18 protein-coding genes are annotated in these 17869 nt (G+C 71.5%); 13 read left to right on the top strand and 5 right to left on the bottom strand.

The window, feature by feature from the left end; genetic code table 11:
- The 3 genes from ABZ910_RS14970 to truA form a co-directional block, all read left to right on the top strand.
- Positions 1–314, top strand: a 314-nt coding sequence (locus ABZ910_RS14970) for a DNA-directed RNA polymerase subunit alpha C-terminal domain-containing protein (RefSeq protein WP_308812713.1), incomplete at its 5' end; no start/stop codon positions are given.
- Between the two features lie 181 nt (positions 315–495).
- On the top strand, positions 496–960 hold the full coding sequence (gene rplQ / locus ABZ910_RS14965) for a 50S ribosomal protein L17 (RefSeq protein ID WP_361363864.1): 465 nt from the start codon (positions 496–498) through the stop codon (positions 958–960).
- A gap of 92 nt (positions 961–1052) precedes the next feature.
- Positions 1053–1925, top strand: a complete 873-nt coding sequence (truA, locus tag ABZ910_RS14960) for a tRNA pseudouridine(38-40) synthase TruA (RefSeq protein WP_361363861.1) — start codon at positions 1053–1055, stop codon at positions 1923–1925.
- A gap of 78 nt (positions 1926–2003) precedes the next feature.
- On the opposite strand, the gene ABZ910_RS14955 is transcribed toward truA, so the two are convergent.
- Positions 2004–2882: a hypothetical protein gene (locus ABZ910_RS14955; protein WP_361363859.1), complete on the bottom strand. Its 879-nt coding sequence runs from the start codon at positions 2880–2882 to the stop codon at positions 2004–2006.
- 311 nt (positions 2883–3193) lie between these two features.
- Between ABZ910_RS14955 and rplM the strand changes: the two genes are divergently transcribed.
- From rplM to glmM, 3 genes are all read left to right on the top strand, one after another.
- Entirely contained in the window at positions 3194–3637 is a 444-nt protein-coding gene (gene rplM / locus ABZ910_RS14950; protein WP_361363856.1) for a 50S ribosomal protein L13, read from the top strand.
- A 42-nt stretch (positions 3638–3679) separates the two neighbouring features.
- Positions 3680–4201: a 30S ribosomal protein S9 gene (rpsI, locus tag ABZ910_RS14945; RefSeq protein WP_361363854.1), complete on the top strand. Its 522-nt coding sequence runs from the start codon at positions 3680–3682 to the stop codon at positions 4199–4201.
- Positions 4202–4366: 165 nt separating this feature from the next.
- Complete coding sequence (gene glmM, locus ABZ910_RS14940; RefSeq protein WP_361363852.1) at positions 4367–5725, top strand: phosphoglucosamine mutase; 1359 nt, start codon at positions 4367–4369, stop codon at positions 5723–5725.
- On the opposite strand, the gene ABZ910_RS14935 is transcribed toward glmM, so the two are convergent.
- Both ABZ910_RS14935 and coaA read right to left on the bottom strand, forming a co-directional pair.
- Positions 5722–6663 (bottom strand): DUF389 domain-containing protein, encoded by a 942-nt coding sequence (locus ABZ910_RS14935; RefSeq protein ID WP_361363849.1) that lies wholly within the window; start codon positions 6661–6663, stop codon positions 5722–5724. The two genes, glmM and ABZ910_RS14935, sit on opposite strands and share 4 nt — an antisense overlap.
- 16 nt (positions 6664–6679) lie before the next feature.
- The gene (coaA, locus tag ABZ910_RS14930; protein ID WP_361363846.1) at positions 6680–7648 is read right to left on the bottom strand and encodes a type I pantothenate kinase; all 969 of its coding nucleotides are present in this window, start codon (positions 7646–7648) and stop codon (positions 6680–6682) included.
- 188 nt (positions 7649–7836) lie between these two features.
- Here coaA and glmS point away from each other — a divergent pair, with 188 nt between their 5' ends.
- Complete coding sequence (gene glmS, locus ABZ910_RS14925) at positions 7837–9684, top strand: glutamine--fructose-6-phosphate transaminase (isomerizing) (RefSeq protein ID WP_361363844.1); 1848 nt, start codon at positions 7837–7839, stop codon at positions 9682–9684.
- A 191-nt stretch (positions 9685–9875) separates the two neighbouring features.
- A complete protein-coding gene (locus tag ABZ910_RS14920) occupies positions 9876–10346 on the top strand; it encodes a phospholipase A2 (RefSeq protein WP_361363841.1) in 471 nt (156 codons plus the stop codon).
- A 27-nt stretch (positions 10347–10373) separates the two neighbouring features.
- Here ABZ910_RS14920 and argG read toward each other — a convergent pair whose 3' ends face one another.
- Positions 10374–11819 carry an argininosuccinate synthase gene (gene argG / locus ABZ910_RS14915; RefSeq protein WP_361363838.1) on the bottom strand — a complete coding sequence of 482 codons (1446 nt, stop codon included), beginning with the start codon at positions 11817–11819 and terminating at the stop codon, positions 10374–10376.
- 81 nt (positions 11820–11900) lie between these two features.
- On the opposite strand from argG, the gene ABZ910_RS14910 reads away from it, so the two are divergent.
- The 5 genes from ABZ910_RS14910 to tsaE all read left to right on the top strand — a co-directional run bounded on the left by ABZ910_RS14910 (position 11901) and on the right by tsaE (position 16922).
- On the top strand, positions 11901–12272 hold the full coding sequence (locus ABZ910_RS14910; protein WP_361363835.1) for a holo-ACP synthase: 372 nt from the start codon (positions 11901–11903) through the stop codon (positions 12270–12272).
- A 16-nt stretch (positions 12273–12288) separates the two neighbouring features.
- On the top strand, positions 12289–13725 hold the full coding sequence (locus tag ABZ910_RS14905; RefSeq protein WP_361363832.1) for an NAD(P)H-hydrate dehydratase: 1437 nt from the start codon (positions 12289–12291) through the stop codon (positions 13723–13725).
- 162 nt (positions 13726–13887) lie between these two features.
- The gene (gene alr, locus ABZ910_RS14900; RefSeq protein ID WP_361363829.1) at positions 13888–15078 is read left to right on the top strand and encodes an alanine racemase; all 1191 of its coding nucleotides are present in this window, start codon (positions 13888–13890) and stop codon (positions 15076–15078) included.
- Between the two features lie 112 nt (positions 15079–15190).
- Positions 15191–16444, top strand: coding sequence for an alpha/beta hydrolase (locus ABZ910_RS14895; protein WP_361363826.1), 1254 nt, complete (start codon positions 15191–15193; stop codon positions 16442–16444).
- Positions 16410–16922 (top strand): tRNA (adenosine(37)-N6)-threonylcarbamoyltransferase complex ATPase subunit type 1 TsaE, encoded by a 513-nt coding sequence (gene tsaE / locus ABZ910_RS14890; RefSeq protein WP_361363824.1) that lies wholly within the window; start codon positions 16410–16412, stop codon positions 16920–16922. The genes ABZ910_RS14895 and tsaE overlap by 35 nt, the downstream gene beginning before the upstream one ends.
- A gap of 373 nt (positions 16923–17295) precedes the next feature.
- On the opposite strand, the gene ABZ910_RS14885 is transcribed toward tsaE, so the two are convergent.
- The gene (locus ABZ910_RS14885) at positions 17296–17850 is read right to left on the bottom strand and encodes a hypothetical protein (RefSeq protein ID WP_361363821.1); all 555 of its coding nucleotides are present in this window, start codon (positions 17848–17850) and stop codon (positions 17296–17298) included.
- Between the last annotated feature and the right edge of the window lie 19 nt (positions 17851–17869).

Raw genomic sequence — 17869 nt, 5'->3', positions numbered from 1 at the left:
CCCCCACGGACGCCGCCCTGGCCGCCGACCTCGCGCTCCCGATCGAGGAGCTCGAGCTGACGGTCCGCTCCTACAACTGCCTCAAGCGTGAGGGCATCCACTCCGTGGGTGAGCTCGTCGCGCGCTCCGAGGCCGACCTCCTCGACATCCGCAACTTCGGTGCGAAGTCGATCGACGAGGTCAAGGCGAAGCTGGCCGGCATGGGCCTGGCCCTGAAGGACAGCCCGCCCGGATTCGACCCGACCGCCGCCGCCGACGCCTTCGGCGCCGACGACGACGCGGACGCCGGGTTCGTCGAGACCGAGCAGTACTGAGAGCTCGGGACCGACGGTCCATACTCGGGTGCGGGTGCGCTGTGCTTGATCGCGCAGTTCCCCGCGCCCCTTCCGGGAGCGCCCTTTCGGGGCTGCTCCCGGATCTCCGACTGACAACCGTCTGCTCGGATACTGACTCCGGTACCTGACACGGCCGGGGCAGACCCACAGGAGAAGAACCATGCCGAAGCCCACCAAGGGTGCCCGTCTGGGCGGCAGCGCCGCGCACGAGAAGCTGCTCCTCGCGAACCTCGCGAAGTCGCTGTTCGAGCACGGCCGTATCACCACCACCGAGGCGAAGGCCCGCCGCCTGCGCCCGTACGCCGAGCGTCTGATCACCAAGGCGAAGAAGGGTGACCTTCACAACCGCCGCCAGGTGCTCCAGGTCATCACGGACAAGGGCATCGTCCACACGCTCTTCACCGAGATCGGCCCGCGGTACGAGAACCGCCCCGGTGGTTACACCCGCATCACCAAGATCGGTAACCGCCGTGGCGACAACGCGCCCATGGCCGTCATCGAGCTGGTCGAGGCGCTGACGGTTGCCCAGCAGGCGACCGGCGAGGCCGAGGCCGCCACCAAGCGTGCGGTCAAGGAGACCGAGCAGGCCAACGTCGAGGCTGCTGCGGAGTCCACGGACGCCTGAGGCATCACCTCGTAGCTGAGAGCGGGTCCGCCCTTCGGGGCGGGCCCGCTTTCGCGTTTTTTCCAAGGGCGCTGCCCTGAGAGGATTCAGGAGTGAGTGACGAAGTACAGCCAGGGTTCGTACGCATCCGGCTCGACCTTTCCTACGACGGCACCGACTTCCACGGCTGGGCCAAGCAGGCCGGTGGCAGGCGGACCGTGCAGGGCGAGATCGAGGACGCGCTGCGCACGGTGACGCGGTCGAAGGACACGACGTACGAATTGACCGTGGCCGGGCGCACGGATGCCGGCGTGCACGCGCGCGGCCAGGTGGCGCATGTCGACCTGCCCGTGGAGCTGTGGGCGGAGCACCAGGAGAAGCTGCTGAAGCGGCTGGCCGGACGGCTGCCCAAGGACGTACGGATCTGGAGCCTGACCGAGGCGCCGGAAGGCTTCAACGCGCGCTTCTCGGCGATCTGGCGGCGCTACGCCTACCGCGTCACCGACAACCCCGGCGGCGTGGACCCGCTGCTGCGGGGCCACGTCCTGTGGCACGACTGGCCGCTCGACGTGGACGCCATGAACGAGGCCGCGGAGCGCCTGCTGGGGGAGCACGACTTCGCCGCGTACTGCAAGAAGCGCGAGGGCGCGACCACCATCCGCACGCTGCAGGACCTGAGCCTGGTGCGCGGCGACGACGGGATCATCACGGCGACGGTCCGGGCCGACGCGTTCTGCCACAACATGGTGCGGTCGCTGATCGGCGCGCTGCTGTTCGTCGGGGACGGGCACCGGGGTCCGGAGTGGCCGGGCAAGGTGCTCGCCGCGGGCGTACGGGACTCGGCCGTGCATGTCGTACGGCCGCACGGACTCACCCTGGAAGAGGTCGGCTACCCGGCCGACGAGCTGCTCGCCGCGCGGAACAAGGAGGCGCGGAACAGGCGGTCGCTGCCCGGGGCCGGCGGGTGTGGCCCCTGCCGGGGCTGACGCGAAACCGGCTGCCGGAGCGACGGCCACGTGGTGTGACGTCGCTGCGGCAGCCGGTGGGTGCTGTCGGTGGTGCGGCTAGCGGTTGGCCGCGATGGAGGCCTGGGCCTCGCCCCGGCGCCGGATCTGCCGGAAGGTGAACTCCTGCAGGTCGTTGCCCGCCGAGAAGACCTGGGTGTCCTTCGTCGTCACGTCCTTGCCGCTCGTGAAGCCGGCGATGGTGAAGTAGGTGTAGCGGCCGAGGGAGTTGGTCGTCGAGCGGCAGACCGCCGAGTCGCAGAAGTCCTTGACGCCGCTGCCGGACAGCGACTTCACGATGCTCTTCGTGTCGGCCTGGCTCCTGGCCCTGGCGGCCTCGGCCTCGGTGTCGAAGACCGCGACGCCGACGGTCACCGCGACCCCGTCCTTGAGGTAGCTGACGCGCAGCATGCGGGTGCAGCCGTCGGCGGTGAGGATCTTGGGGAGCGTGCCCTGGGCGGCCGAGGCGCAGTTCTTGGTGTCCGCCGTGGGGCCCTTCTTGTAGAGGGTCTCGCCCATGGTCAGCTGGGTGCCCGGGAAGAGGCTCTGCGCGCTGAGGGGTGCCGTGTCCTTCTTCGCGCTGGATATGAAGTCCTTGGGGTCCAGCGGTGGCGGGGCGCTGGTGGGCGCGAAGGACGGCTCCGGGGCGGTGGAGTCACCGGGGATCGAGGCGGTGGCGGGCAGGTCGCTCGGGTCGCCCGAGGCGTCGTTGTCCCTGTTCGCCGAGACCACCGCCATGGCGACGGCCGTGCCGACGGCCAGGGTGGCGATCACGCCCCCTCCGATGAACAGCAGCCGGCGCTTCTTGTTCCGCGTCTCCGAGGCCTCGGCGAGCGCGGCCCAGTCCGGGGTCTCGTCGCCGCCGGAGTTCCAGGACTGCTGGGATTGCGGTTTCCAGGGATCCCACTGGGACTGGGGTCCCCCCTGCCCATAACTCATGGGCCGCATCATAGACGGGGCACCGGAGGCGGCGGAGCCCGGTCGCCGGCGGCCGTGCAGGGGTCGTACGAAACCGGGAGATACCAAGGACAGCGGACCTGTTTTGACCCGGCCGTGTCGCCCCGGGTATTCTGCTTCTTCGTTGTGTATTGGCTTGGCTCTTCTCACGGAACCGGCCCTTACACCGGTCCACCGGGCCGATGACCAGCGACCAGCGCGCGGTATGCGTCACCGCAGTGCGGTCAGGGCTGTCGTGATCGTCTTCGGTGACCTGTCAGGACCACTCACTGAAGAAGCGAAGGCTACGAACCGTGCGTACGTACAGCCCCAAGCCCGGCGATGTGACGCGCCAGTGGCACGTCATTGACGCTCAGGACGTCGTCCTGGGCCGTCTGGCCACCACCGCCGCCACCCTCCTCCGTGGCAAGCACAAGCCGATCTACGCCCCCCACGTCGACGCCGGTGACTTCGTCATCGTCATCAACGCCGACAAGGTGCACCTCTCCGGCAACAAGCGGACCCAGAAGATGGCGTACCGCCACTCCGGGTACCCGGGTGGTCTGCGCTCCGTCCGCTACGACGAGCTGCTCGAGAAGAACCCCGAGAAGGCCATCGAGAAGGCCGTCAAGGGCATGCTCCCCAAGAACTCCCTGGGCCGTCAGATGCTCTCGAAGCTGAAGGTCTACTCGGGCGACCAGCACCCGCACGCTGCCCAGCAGCCGGTGCCGTTCGAGATCACCCAGGTCGCGCAGTAATTCCGGCCACCCCCTAAGACTGAAGAGAATCTGAGGAGAATCGTGGCCGAGACCACCGTTGAGCAGCCGGTCGAAGAGACCGAGGTTGTCGACATCGAGAGCTACACCACCGAGACCGAGCTCCCCGTCGAGGGCGAGTACACCTCGGAGTCCATGGCGTCCCGCTTCGGCGAGCCCCAGCCGGCCGCCGGCCTGGGCCGTCGCAAGAACGCCATCGCCCGCGTCCGGATCGTTCCGGGCACCGGCAAGTGGAAGATCAACGGTCGCACCCTCGAGGACTACTTCCCGAACAAGGTGCACCAGCAGGAAGTCAACGAGCCCTTCAAGGTGCTCGAGCTCGAGGGCCGCTACGACGTCATCGCCCGCATCGCGGGTGGCGGTGTCTCCGGTCAGGCCGGTGCGCTCCGTCTCGGTGTCGCCCGTGCGCTGAACGAGGCGGACGTCGACAACAACCGCGGCGCCCTGAAGAAGGCCGGCTTCCTGAAGCGCGACGACCGTGCGGTCGAGCGCAAGAAGGCCGGTCTGAAGAAGGCCCGCAAGGCCCCGCAGTACAGCAAGCGCTGATCTCGCTGCCTGCTCGTACTCCGAACGCCCCGGCGGCACGCCACAGTGCCGCCGGGGCGTTCGTTTATCACAGGCGGAAGGCGTATAACGACACAAGATGCTCAAAGGCTGATGTGCTCGAACGTCAAGGCGCCTGCCACAACTGACTCTTCCTCAGGAGGACAAGTGGGACGACTCTTCGGCACGGACGGTGTACGCGGCGTCGCCAACGCGGACCTGACGGCCGAGATGGCGCTCGGCCTCTCCGTCGCGGCGGCCCACGTACTGGCCGAGGCGGGCACCTTCGAGGGCCACAGGCCGACGGCGGTCGTCGGACGGGATCCGCGCGCGTCCGGCGAGTTCCTCGAGGCCGCCGTGGTCGCGGGTCTGGCGAGCGCGGGCGTGGACGTCCTGTCCGTCGGCGTGCTGCCGACGCCGGCGGTGGCGCACCTGACGGGCGCCCTCGGGGCCGACCTCGGTGTCATGCTCTCCGCCAGCCACAACGCCATGCCCGACAACGGCATCAAGTTCTTCGCCCGCGGCGGCCACAAGCTCGCCGACGAGCTCGAGGACAAGATCGAGGCCGTGTACGAGTCGCACCGGCACGGTGAGCCGTGGGAGCGGCCCACGGGTGCGGGCGTCGGCCGCGTCCGGTCGTACGGCGAGGGCTTCGAGCAGTACGTCACCCACCTCCTCGGTGTGCTCCCGAACCGGCTCGACGGGCTGAAGATCGTCCTCGACGAGGCGCACGGCGCGGCCTCCGGGGTCTCGCCCGCCGCCTTCGTGCGGGCCGGTGCCGAGGTCGTCACCATCGGTGCCGAGCCGGACGGGCTCAACATCAACGACGGCTGCGGCTCGACCCACCTGGGCCGGCTCAAGGCCGCCGTCACGGAGCACGGCGCCGACCTCGGCATCGCGCACGACGGTGACGCCGACCGTTGCCTCGCCGTGGACCACACCGGCGCGGAGGTGGACGGCGACCTGATCCTGGCCGTGCTCGCGCTGGCGATGCGGGAGCGTGCCGAGCTGCGCTCCGACACCGTCGTCGCGACGGTCATGTCGAACCTGGGCTTCAAGCTGGCCATGGAGCGCGAGGGCATCCGCCTCGTGCAGACCGCGGTCGGCGACCGCTACGTCCTGGAGGAGATGAAGGAGCACGGCTTCGCCCTCGGCGGCGAGCAGTCCGGGCACGTCATCATCCTCGACCACGCCACCACCGGCGACGGCACGCTGACCGGCCTGCTGCTCGCGGCCCGCGTCGCGCAGACCGGCCGCAGCCTGCGGGACCTCGCGTCGGTCATGGAGCGGCTGCCGCAGGTGCTGATCAACGTCCCGGACGTGGACAAGTCCCGGGTGAAGACCTCCGCGGACCTCGCCGCCGCCGTCTCCGAGGCCGAGCGGGAGCTGGGGGAGACCGGCCGGGTGCTGCTGCGCCCCTCGGGCACGGAGCCGCTGGTGCGCGTGATGGTCGAGGCCGCGGACATCGAGCAGGCGCGCTCGGTCGCCGGGCGGCTCGCCGACGCCGTCAAGTCGGCCCTCGGCTAGCCGAGTTCGGCCGCGCGCTCACGCTGCCTGGACCAGAGGTACTTCTGGGCCAGCAGCGTGAGCGTCCCCGCCAGGACGATGCCCAGCAGGTTCAGCAGGAGCTGCTCCGTGGATCCCCAGGCCTGGCGGTACTCGTCGTAGGCGAAGGCCACGGCCGCGTTGGCCGCCGCCGGGACCGTGGTGACCGAGATCGCCACGCCCACCAGCGCGCTGGACTTCGCCGAGGTCAGCGACAGGGTGCCGGCGATGCCCGCCAGGACCGCGACGACGAACGAGAACGCGTCCGGCCGGTAGATGAAGTTGGTGTTGGGCCGCTCGGCCTCCAGCCGGACCCTCGTGAACAGGTCGACGGCGTCCATGAAGTAGGTGAAGCCGACCGTCACCAGCAGGGCCACCGCGAAGCCGACCAGCAGCGCGGTCAGCGAGCGCACGGCGAGCCGCGGGGCGCGCTGGACGAGGGCCGTGCACAGGCCGGCCAGCGGCCCGAACTCGGGGCCCACCGCCATCGCGCCCACGATCAGGACGGCGTTGTCGAGCACCACACCGCAGGCCGCGATCATCGTGGCGAGGGTGAGGAAGGCGAGATAGGTCGCCGACAGGGTCGACTCCTCGTGCGTCACGTCGGTGAGGTGCTCCCACAGCACCGCGTCCGCGCCCTCGCCCGGCGCCTCCTCCTTCGCCTCGTCGGCCCGCCTGGACAGGGACAGGTCGATGGTCTCGACGGCGATCGAGCCGTGCTCGTCCAGGCCCAACGCCCGCAGGCCGGCGATGAGTTCGTCGCCCGCCTCCCGTGCCACGTCGCACATGACGACGTCTCCGGCCGGGTGGCGCGCGGCGCCCGGCACCACAACGAGGTGTGTGGTGCCGACCGTTCGCTCGATGAGGCGGACCGCGTCGTCGGTGCGGTCGGCCGGGGTGATCAGGCGCAGGTGCAGCATGCCCGCAGGGTAGTGGTCAGAGTTTGCGCAGCCTCAGCCGCTGCACCTTGTGGTCGGGGCCCTTGCGCAGGATGAGCGTGGCCCGGCCGCGGGTGGGGGCGATGTTCTCCACCAGGTTGGGCTTGTTGATGGTCCGCCAGAGCGTGCGCGCGTAGTCGAGGGCCTCCTCCTCGGAGACCTGTGTGTACTTGCGGAAGTACGAGGACGGGTTCTGGAAGGCCGTCTCGCGCAGCTTGCGGAAGCGGCTGAGGTACCAGTGCTCGATGACCTCGGCGCTCGCGTCGACGTACACGCTGAAGTCGAAGTAGTCGGCGAGGCCGACCCGGGTGCGGCCGTCCTTGCCGGGCAGGGCGGGCTGAAGGACGTTCAGGCCCTCGACGATGAGGATGTCGGGCCGGCGGACGGTGAGCCGCTGGTCGGGGACGATGTCGTAGATGAGGTGGGAGTAGACGGGGGCCGTCACCTCGTCCTTGCCGGCCTTGATGTCGGCGACGAAGCGGGTGAGCGCACGGCGGTCGTACGACTCGGGGAAGCCCTTGCGCGACATCAGGCCGCGGGCCTCCAACTCCTGGGTGGGCAGCAGGAATCCGTCCGTCGTCACCAGCTCGACGCGCGGGTGCTCGGGCCAGCGGGACAGCAGGGCCTGCAGGAGGCGGGCGACGGTGGACTTGCCGACGGCGACCGAGCCCGCCACGCCTATGACGAAGGGCGTGCCGGACTGGGAGCCCTGCTCGCCGAGGAAGGTGTTGAGGGCGCCGCGCAGTCCGTCGGTGGCGCCGACGTAGAGGTTGAGCAGCCGGGACAGCGGGAGGTAGATGTCCCGCACCTCGTCGAGGTCGATGACGTCGCCGAGGCCGCGCAGCTTCTCGACCTCCTCGGCGGTCAGCGGCAGCGGCGTCTTGTCGCGCAGCGCGCTCCACTCGGCACGGGTGAGGTCGACGTAGGGAGTCGCCTCCGGCCTGTGCCGGTGGGCGCTCCGGGGCATCGAGGAGACCGGAGAGATCACAGTCCATTGTTAACGGAGTTTGAACGGCACGGGAGGTGGGCTCGGTCACGCTCGGGCCGCCTCGGGTCATCTCGGGCCGCTTTTCGGGTCCGTACGACCGTGGGAATTTCCGATTTCGGGCACGCAACGGCGGTTTCGGGCGGCCTTTGGATCGTAGGCTGCGGCGCATGTGCGGAATCGTGGGATACGTGGGAGCGCAGCCGGCGCTCGAGGTCGTCATGGCCGGGCTGAAGCGGCTGGAGTACCGGGGGTACGACTCGGCGGGCGTCGCCGTGCCCGCGGACGGCGAACTCGCCTCCGCGAAGCGGGCGGGGAAGCTGGTCAACCTGGAGAAGGAGCTGGTCGAACGGCCGCTGCCGATGGGGACCACGGGGATCGGGCACACCCGGTGGGCCACGCACGGGGCGCCGACGGACGCGAACGCGCATCCGCATCTGGACAACGCGGGCCGGGTCGCGGTCGTGCACAACGGCATCATCGAGAACTTCGCCCCGCTGCGCGCGGAGTTGGCGGAGCGGGGGCACGAGCTGGCCTCCGAGACCGACACGGAGGTGGTGGCGCACCTGCTGGCCGAGGAGTACGGCGCGTGCGCCGACCTGGCGGAGGCCATGCGGCGGGTGTGCCGGCGGCTGGAGGGCGCGTTCACGCTGGTCGCGGTGCACGCCGACGAGCCGGATGTGGTCGTGGGCGCGCGGCGGAACTCCCCGCTCGTGGTGGGCGTTGGAGAGGGCGAGGCCTTTCTCGCCTCGGACGTCGCCGCGTTCATCGCCCACACGCGGTCGGCGATCGAGCTGGGTCAGGACCAGGTGGTGGAGCTGCGCCGGGACGGGGTCACGGTGACGGGCTTCGACGGCCGTCCGGCGGACGTGCACTCCTACCACGTCGACTGGGACGCGTCGGCCGCGGAAAAGGGGGGTTATGACTACTTCATGCTCAAGGAGATCGCCGAGCAGCCCAAGGCGGTCGCCGATACGCTGCTGGGCCGCATCGACGCGGCCGGCTCGCTGACCCTGGACGAACTGCGCATCAGCGCCGCCGAACTGCGCGAGCTGGACAAGGTGGTCATCGTCGCGTGCGGTACGGCCTTCCACGCGGGGCTGATCGCCAAGTACGCCATCGAGCACTGGACGCGGATTCCGTGCGAGGTGGAGCTGGCGAGCGAGTTCCGCTATCGCGATCCGATCCTGGACGCCCGCTCGCTGGTGATCGCCATCTCCCAGTCCGGCGAGACCATGGACACGCTGATGGCGCTGCGGCACGCCCATGAGCAGGGCTCCAAGGTGCTGGCGATCTGCAACACCAACGGCTCGACCATTCCGCGCGAGTCGGACGCGGTGCTGTACACGCACGCCGGGCCGGAGGTCGCGGTCGCCTCGACGAAGGCGTTCCTGACGCAGCTGGTGGCCTGTTACCTGGTCGCGCTGTACCTGGGCCAGGTGCGGGGCACCAAGTGGGCCGACGAGGTCGGCGCCGTCATCCGGGACCTGTCGAGGATCGCCGGTGCGGTCGACCGCGTCCTCGACACGATGGAGCCGGTACGGACGCTCGCACGCTCCCTGGCCGGCAAGGACACGGTGCTGTTCCTGGGCCGGCACGTGGGCTATCCGGTGGCGCTGGAAGGCGCGCTCAAGCTGAAGGAACTGGCGTACATGCACGCCGAGGGCTTCGCGGCGGGCGAGTTGAAGCACGGTCCGATCGCGCTGATCGAGGAGGACCTGCCGGTGGTGGTGGTCGTGCCGTCGCCGCAGGGCCGGTCAGTGCTGCACGACAAGATCGTGTCCAACATCCAGGAGATCCGCGCGAGAGGCGCGCGCACGATCGTCATCGCGGAGGAGGGCGACGAGGCGGTGGTGCCGTACGCCGACCATCTGATCCGCATCCCGGCGACTCCGACGCTCCTTCAGCCGCTGGTGGCGACGGTGCCGTTGCAGGTCTTCGCGTGCGAGCTGGCGACGGCCCGGGGCAACGAGGTGGACCAGCCGCGGAACCTGGCGAAGTCGGTGACGGTGGAATGAGGCGCCTTTAGAGCCTCAGGGCTCTGGAGCTTGGTGTGCGCCGGGGGCGCACACCACCTCGACCCGATCGGGTCAGCGCTGCGCGTTGCTCCGGGGCCGGCTCTCTCAGCAAGATCGAATCCGCTCGAACCGGACATCGGTTCCGGCCCTCGACTTCCTGCCGCAGAGCCGCCCTTCGCCCTGGAGTCCCCGTGCGCCACAAGCTCGCGTCCGCGCTCGCCGCCACCCTTCTGACCCTCACCGGAGTCGCCGGTTCCGCAGCATCGACGGTGGCGGCGGCACCGACCGTACGGGATCAGGCGGACGCCCTGATGAGTCTGCCGTACGAGCGGTTCGCCGTGGCCCCGCACGATCCGCCGTTCAACTGGTCCACCGACGGCTGCAGTGTCCCGACCGGCTACGCCCCCTACAGCAACGTCTTCCGCCCCGCCTGCGTCCAGCACGACTTCGGCTACCGCAACTACGGTGCCAGGTTCGCGCTGAGGCTCGACCCCACCCGGGCCGCGAAGGACTGGATCGACGGCCGCTTCCGTACCGAGATGCACCGCGTCTGCGACCACACCTACGACTCGGCGGCGTTGGCACACCTTCGCTGTGCCAACGCCGCCGAGTCGTACTACGTCGCGGTCCATCTCGCGGGCGACCGCGCCTTCTTCGGATAGCGGGCGGTGAGGGCCGCCCGAAGCCGGTCAGTCAGTGCCGGACTCCATCGCGGCCCGGTCCAGCAGCTCGTCGTCGGCGGAGACCTCGCCGCGGGAGGCGATGGCCTCGGCGCCGCCCTCCGGCATGGTCCCGATCAGTCCGGTCGCGGCCGCCTGGGCGGCGCCGATGGCGGGACTGTCGGTGCCGATCAGGCCGAGCCCGGCGTACTGCTCCAGCTTGGCGCGCGAGTCGGCGATGTCGAGGTTGCGCATGGTGAGCTGGCCGATCCGGTCCGCCGGGCCGAACGCCGAGTCCTCGGTGCGCTCCATGGACAGCTTGTCCGGGTGGTAGCTGAACGCCGGGCCCTGGGTGTCGAGGATCGAGTAGTCCTCGCCGCGCCGCAGCCGCAGGGTCACCTCGCCGGTGACGGCCGCGCCGACCCAGCGCTGCAGCGACTCGCGCACCATCAGTGCCTGCGGGTCCAGCCAGCGGCCCTCGTACATCAGCCGGCCGAGGCGCCGTCCCTCGTTGTGGTACTGGGCGACGGTGTCCTCGTTGTGGATCGCGTTGACCAGGCGCTCGTACGCCGTGTGCAGCAGGGCCATGCCGGGCGCCTCGTAGATGCCGCGGCTCTTGGCCTCGATGATCCGGTTCTCGATCTGGTCCGACATGCCCATGCCGTGCCGGCCGCCGATGGCGTTCGCCTCCATGACCAGGTCGACGGGGGAGGCGTACTCCTTCCCGTTGATCGTCACCGGGCGCCCCTGGTCGAAGCCGATCGTCACGTCCTCGGGGAGGATCTCGACCGACGGGTCCCAGAACCGCACGCCCATGATGGGCTCCACGGTCTCGATGCCGGTGTCCAGGTGCTCCAGGGTCTTGGCCTCGTGGGTGGCGCCCCAGATGTTGGCGTCGGTGGAGTACGCCTTCTCCGTGCTGTCGCGGTAGGGCAGGCCGTGGGCGAGCAGCCACTGCGACATCTCCGTGCGGCCGCCGAGCTCGGTCACGAAGTCCGCGTCCAGCCAGGGCTTGTAGATCCGCAGATGCGGGTTGGCGAGCAGGCCGTACCGGTAGAACCGCTCGATGTCGTTGCCCTTGAAGGTCGAGCCGTCGCCCCAGATCTGGACGTTGTCCTCGAGCATCGCCCGGACCAGGAGGGTGCCGGTGACGGCGCGGCCGAGCGGCGTGGTGTTGAAGTACGTGCGCCCGCCCGAGCGGATGTGGAACGCCCCGCAGGTGAGCGCCGCAAGCCCCTCCTCGACCAGCGCCGCGCGGCAGTCGACCAGGCGCGCGATCTCGGCGCCGTAGGTCTTCGCGCGGCCGGGCACCGAGGCGATGTCGGGCTCGTCGTACTGGCCGATGTCGGCGGTGTAGGTGCACGGGACGGCGCCCTTGTCGCGCATCCACGCGACCGCGACCGAGGTGTCGAGGCCGCCCGAGAAGGCGATGCCGACGTGCTCGCCCGTGGGAAGAGAGGTGAGGACCTTGGACATGGGAAGAGTATGCCTAATAATGCATGACTATGCAAGGCGTGCCGGATCGGAATCGGGGGCCGTCGCCGTAAGGTGCTGCGCATGAGCATCATCGGGGTCGGTATCGACGTGGCCGAGATCGACCGGTTCCGGGCGTCCTTGGACCGTACGCCCGGGCTGGCGGACCGGCTGTTCCTGAAGAGCGAGCTGCTGCTGCCCAGCGGGGAGCGGCGCGGCATCGCCTCCCTCGCCGCCCGCTTCGCCGCCAAGGAAGCGCTGGCCAAGGCGCTGGGCGCGCCGCCCGGCCTGCTGTGGACGGACGCCGAGGTGTACGTCGAGGACTCCGGCCGGCCGAGGCTGAGGGTGACGGGGTCGGTGGCGGCCCGGGCGGCCGAACTCGGGGTCAGTTCCTGGCACGTGTCGCTCAGCCACGACGCGGGTGTCGCGTCGGCGGTGGTGGTCGCGGAAGGCTGACGGCAGACTCGGCCGCATGCGTACCGCGTACACAGTTGAGACGGTCAGGTCGGCCGAGCGCGCGCTGATGGCACGCCTCCCGGACGGCGCCCTCATGCAGCGCGCCGCCGCCGGACTCGCCACCGCCTGCGCCGACCTGCTCGGACGGGTCTACGGCAGCCGGGTCGTCCTGCTGATCGGCAGCGGCGACAACGGCGGCGACGCCCTGTACGCCGGGGCCCGGCTCGCCCGGCGCGGGGCCGGGGTGACGGCCGTACTGCTCGCCCCCGACCGCACCCACCCCGGCGGACTCGCCGCGCTGCGCCGCGCGGGCGGGTCCGTGGCGGCCGAGGGCCGCGCCGAGGAGGCCGTCGAGCGCGCCGACCTCGTCGTCGACGGCATCGTCGGGATCGGCGGGAAGGGCGGGCTGCGGCCGGACGCCGCGCGACTGGCCGACGCGGCCGAGCGGTCGCGGGCCGCCGTCGTCGCCGTCGACCTGCCGAGCGGGGTCGAGGCGGACACGGGGGAGGTGCGTGGGCCGGCCGTACGGGCCGACTTCACCGTGACCTTCGGCGCCTACAAGCCGGCGCTGCTGATCGATCCGGCCCGGGAGTACGCCGGTTCCGTACGCCTCGTCGACATCGGGCTCGGCCCCCACCTGCCCGCCGAACCGGACGTGGAGGCCCTCCAGCACGCCGACGTGGCCGCGCTGCTGCCGGAGCCCGGCGCCGAGAGCGACAAGTACCGGCGGGGTGTCGCCGGTGTCGCCGCCGGGTCCGCGCGCTATCCGGGCGCGGCCGTGCTCGCCGTGGCGGGCGCGCTGCACGGCGGGGCCGGGGCCGTACGGTACGTCGGTCCCGCCGGGGACGCCGTGATCGCCCGCTTCCCCGAGACCCTCGTGTCCGACCGGGGGCCGCGCAAGGCGGGCCGGGTGCAGGCCTGGGTCGTCGGACCGGGCGCCGGGGACGACGCGGCCACCGTCGCGGAGGTCCTCACGGCCGACGTGCCCGTGCTGGTCGACGCGGACGGGCTGCGGCTCGCCGACCGGGGCGCCGTCGAGGCGCGTACGGCCCCGACGCTGATGACCCCGCACGCCGGGGAGGCCGCCGCGCTGCTCGGCAAGGACCGTGAGGAGGTCGAGGCGGCGCGGCTGGCCTGTGTCCGTGAGCTCGCGGCCCGCTACGGCGCCACCGTCCTCCTCAAGGGCTCGACCACCCTGGTCGCCGACCCGGACGGCACCGCCGTACGCGTCAACGCGACCGGGACCCCGTGGCTCGCCACCGCCGGGAGCGGCGACGTGCTGTCGGGGCTGGCCGGGGCGCTGCTGGCGTCCGGGCTGTCGGCGCGGGACGCGGGCAGCGTGGCCGCGTATCTGCACGGGCTGGCCGGGCGGTACGCGTCGGACGGGGCACCGGCGGCCGCGCAGGACGTGGCCGCCGCGATCCCGGAGGCCTGGCGGGACGTCCGGGACTGACCGGCAGGACGGCGCACCCGGCGGGTGCGCGACGCGCGCGGGCCGACGGGTGGGGCGAGGACGGGCGGGCGCGGGGAGGCGCGGGGACGGCGGCGCCCGCGGGGCCTGGTCAGAAGCCTGCGCCCGGGAGCCGTCGCGGGCCTCTGAGAGACTGGGGACGCCATGAACAAGACAGCACCTGCGCCGACCGCGCCCCCGCGTGTCCGCGCCGAGATCGACCTGGCCGCGCTGCGCTCCAACGTGCGGGCCCTGCGCGCCCACGCGCCGGGCGCCGCCCTGATGGCCGTGGTGAAGTCCGACGGGTACGGCCACGGGGCGGTGCCGTGCGCCCGCGCGGCCCTCGAGGCCGGAGCGACCTGGCTCGGCACGGCCACGCCCGAGGAGGCCCTCGCGCTGCGCGCGGCGGGGCTGCCGGGGCGGATCATGTGCTGGCTGTGGACACCGGGCGGCCCCTGGCGGGAGGCCATCGAGGCCGACCTCGACGTGTCGGTCAGCGGCATGTGGGCCCTGCGCGAGGTGGCGGAGGCGGCCCGGCAGGCGGGCACGCCCGCGCGCGTGCAGCTCAAGGCCGACACCGGGCTCGGACGCAGCGGCTGCCAGCCCGGCGAGGACTGGGCCGAGCTGGTCGGTGCGGCCCTGCGCGCCGAGCGCGAGGGACTGCTGCGCGTCACCGGACTGTGGTCGCACTTCGCGTGTGCCGACGAGCCGGGGCACCCGTCGATCGAGGCCCAGCTCACCCGCTTCCGGGAGATGGTGGCGTACGCCGAGGAGCAGGGCGTCCGGCCCGAGGTGCGGCACATCGCCAACTCGCCGGCCACGCTCACGCTGCCCGAGAGCCACTTCGACCTCGTCCGCACCGGGTGCGCCGTGTACGGCATCTCGCCCAGCCCCGAGGTCGGCGTGCCGGCCGACTTCGGCCTGCGCCCGGCGATGACGCTGACCGCGGCGGTGGCGCTGGTGAAGCACGTACCGGCCGGCCACGGCGTCAGTTACGGACATCACTACGTCACCCCGGTCGAGACGACCCTCGGCCTCGTGCCCGTCGGCTACGCGGACGGCGTCCCGCGGCACGCCTCCGGGACCGGTCCGGTCCTGGTCGGCGGCAAGTGGCGGACGATCGCGGGGCGCGTCGCGATGGACCAGTTCGTGGTCGACCTGGGCGGCGACGAGCCCGAGGTCGGCTCGGAGGCGGTCCTGTTCGGCCCCGGCGACCGCGGCGAGCCCACCGCCGAGGACTGGGCGCAGGCCGCGGGCACCATCGGCTACGAGATCGTCACGCGGATCGGATCGCGCGTTCCGCGCGTCTATGTGGACGGGGAAGCGGACAAGGAACGGGACGGGCGGGACCGGTAACCCACATGGGCGTCTGGTGTCGGCGCCGTTCCGGTTACATCTGTAGTAGCGGCAGCAACGGCCACCACCCAGCGAACTGCAGTACGGGGAATACGGGGAAGAGGAGCGGTACGTGAGCGAGAGCAGCGCGGAGTCCGTCGCCGACGCCACGGCGGCCTTCGCCGCCGCCTCTGCCGCAGGGGTGGCCGGCGGCTGGAAGAAGGCCACGGGCGTCGCGGGCACCGCGATAGGCGTGCTCGCGGCGGGCGCGGCCGCCGGAGTCGCCCTGGAGCGGATGACCGTGGGCCGGGGGATGCGCAAGCGGGCCCGGCTGGCGCTGGACTCGGCGGGACCGTACGGCACGCTGCGCGGCACCCCGGGCAAGGCGTACGCCGAAGACGGCACCGAGCTGTACTACGAGGTCGACGACGTCGAGCCCGAGGGCGGCTCGGCGTCCCGCCGGCGCCGGCTCTTCGGCCGCAAGGCGCCCGTCCCGGTCACCGTCGTCTTCAGCCACGGCTACTGCCTCAGCCAGGACTCCTGGCACTTCCAGCGCGCGGCGCTGCGGGGCGTCGTACGGACCGTGCACTGGGACCAGCGCAGCCACGCCCGGTCGGGGCGGGGCGCGGCGCAGCTCGCCGGCGACACGCCGGTCACCATCGACCAGCTCGGCAGCGACCTGAAGGCCGTCCTCGACGCGGCGGTGCCCGAGGGGAAGATCGTGCTGGTCGGCCACTCCATGGGCGGCATGACGATGATGGCCCTGGCCGACCTGTACCCCGAGCTGATCCACGACCGGGTCCTCGCCACCGCTTTCGTGGGGACGTCCTCCGGACGGCTCGGCGAGGTCAACTTCGGGCTGCCCCTCGCCGGCGTCAACGCGGTGCGCCGGGTCCTCCCCGGCGTGCTGAAGGCGCTGGGGCAGCAGGCGGCGCTGGTGGAGAAGGGGCGCCGGGTCACGGCGGACCTGTTCGCCGGGATCATCAAGCGGTACTCGTTCGCGTCCCGGGAGGTCGACCCGGCCGTGGAGCGGTTCGCCGAGCGGATGATCGAGTCCACGCCGATCGACGTGGTCGCCGAGTTCTACCCGGCCTTCACCGACCACGACAAGGCCGAGGCCCTCGCCCACTTCGCGGAGATGCCGGTCCTGGTGCTGGCCGGGGTCCAGGACCTGGTCACCCCCAGCGAGCACAGCGAGGCCATCGCCGATCTGCTGCCCGACGCCGAGCTGGTCCTCGTCCCGGACGCCGGGCACCTGGTCATGCTGGAGCACCCGGAAGTGGTCACCGACCGGCTCGCCGACCTGCTCACCCGAGCGGGTGCCGTCCCCGCAGGGGCTACCGTTATGGGCTATGGAAGCACCAGCAGCACCGCACGACCCGGCTGAGACCCAGCTGATCATCAACTCTCCCGAGCAGATGCGGGATTTGGGCCGCCGCCTGGCCAAGCTGCTGCGCGCGGGCGACCTCGTGATGCTCAGCGGGGAGCTCGGCGCGGGCAAGACGACGCTCACCCGCGGGCTCGGCGAGGGGCTAGGGGTGCGAGGCGCCGTGACCTCACCGACCTTCGTGATCGCACGGGTGCACCCGTCGCTCGGCGACGGTCCGCCGCTCGTCCACGTCGACGCCTACCGGCTGGCCGGCGGCCTCGACGAGATGGAGGACCTCGACCTCGACGTCTCGCTGCCCGAGTCGGTGGTCGTCGTGGAGTGGGGCGACGGGAAGGTCGAGGAGCTGACCGACGACCGGTTGCAGGTCGTGATCCACCGGGCGGTCGGCGACACCACGGACGAGGTGCGGCACGTGACCCTGACCGGCCTTGGGGAGCGCTGGGAGAACGCGAACCTCGACGTGCTCTCGGCCTGAGCTGGGCTCATGCGCTCCGACAACATGTCGGCAAGATATTGCGCCGGGCCTGTCCGGCGTGGTCACATGGAATTCCAGTCTGTAGTTAGGTGTGCCTAACTACGTCCGCCCCCGGTCCTCAGGAGGCGTCCATGCCGGCCAGGTCGACTTCTTCGGCTTCATCGGTTTCGCAAACCAAGGCGCAGCGGCGGCCGTCCACCGCCCCGGCCCGGGTGTCCATGCGCGATCTGCTGGCCTCGTGCGCCGCCGCGGACGCGATCTCCCGGCCGCCGAGGGAGCCCGACAGGGAGACGCCGAAGCCGGCGCCGGGGCGGCAGAGGGGACACCGTCAGGCCGCTTGAGGCCTGCGGCAGGCGGGGTGGCAACGGATCGGCTAGCGGATCACGACGATCGGCACCCCGATCGTCGCGAAGTTCCACATCGCGAGCCCGTCCCTGCGGGTCTCCCGGACGCCGCCCGTCTTCAGCGTCGGATCGGGCAGTGGCGCCGAGCCGTCGACGGCGGCGCTGAAGCCGATGACCACCTCGCCGACGGTGGTGAACCGCACGACGTGCTCGACGGGGGTCCCGTCGGTGCCGGTGACCGCGTTCGAGCGGGACATCACCGGATACGTGCCCGGGACCGGGTCGACGTTGCCCGGGATCACCTTGAACGTCCGCTGGACCTTGTTGTTCTCGCCGACCAGCCACACCCGGTCGTCGTCCACCGAGTACACGACGCGTTCACCCTTGCCGGAGAGGCGGGGCAGGGCGGTCGGGTGCCGTTTGTCCCGAGGTGCCTTGGCGGCCGCCGCGCGTGAGGCGCTCGGTCCGGGCCTGCCGCTGAGGTGGGCGGGAGCGTCCGCCGACGCCTGGAAGGCGAGGAAGCCGACCGTCGCGACGGCCGCCGCGGTGAGGCCGGCCACGATTCCCGAGCTGGTCCCTGCCACGTGCGCCACCTCTGCCTCG

Origin of the sequence: Streptomyces sp. NPDC046805, from assembly GCF_040645355.1 — a bacterium.
In the GTDB taxonomy this organism is placed as follows: Bacteria; Actinomycetota; Actinomycetes; order Streptomycetales; family Streptomycetaceae; genus Streptomyces.
Note: the sequence above shows the minus strand (reverse complement) of the source record. Positions and strands in the feature narration are given on the sequence as shown.

Bases quoted from the DNA above. Each gene is read 5' to 3' on its own strand.
- rplQ (WP_361363864.1), top strand. From the start codon at position 496: ATGCCGAAGCCCACCAAGGGTGCCCGTCTGGGCGGCAGCGCCGCGCAC.
- alr (WP_361363829.1), top strand. From the start codon at position 13,888: ATGAACAAGACAGCACCTGCGCCGACCGCGCCCCCGCGTGTCCGCGCC.
- ABZ910_RS14905 (WP_361363832.1), top strand. From the start codon at position 12,289: ATGCGTACCGCGTACACAGTTGAGACGGTCAGGTCGGCCGAGCGCGCG.
- coaA (WP_361363846.1), bottom strand. From the start codon at position 7,648: ATGCCCCGGAGCGCCCACCGGCACAGGCCGGAGGCGACTCCCTACGTC.
- ABZ910_RS14955 (WP_361363859.1), bottom strand. From the start codon at position 2,882: ATGAGTTATGGGCAGGGGGGACCCCAGTCCCAGTGGGATCCCTGGAAA.
- glmS (WP_361363844.1), top strand. From the start codon at position 7,837: ATGTGCGGAATCGTGGGATACGTGGGAGCGCAGCCGGCGCTCGAGGTC.
- ABZ910_RS14910 (WP_361363835.1), top strand. From the start codon at position 11,901: ATGAGCATCATCGGGGTCGGTATCGACGTGGCCGAGATCGACCGGTTC.
- ABZ910_RS14935 (WP_361363849.1), bottom strand. From the start codon at position 6,663: ATGCTGCACCTGCGCCTGATCACCCCGGCCGACCGCACCGACGACGCG.
- argG (WP_361363838.1), bottom strand. From the start codon at position 11,819: ATGTCCAAGGTCCTCACCTCTCTTCCCACGGGCGAGCACGTCGGCATC.
- tsaE (WP_361363824.1), top strand. From the start codon at position 16,410: ATGGAAGCACCAGCAGCACCGCACGACCCGGCTGAGACCCAGCTGATC.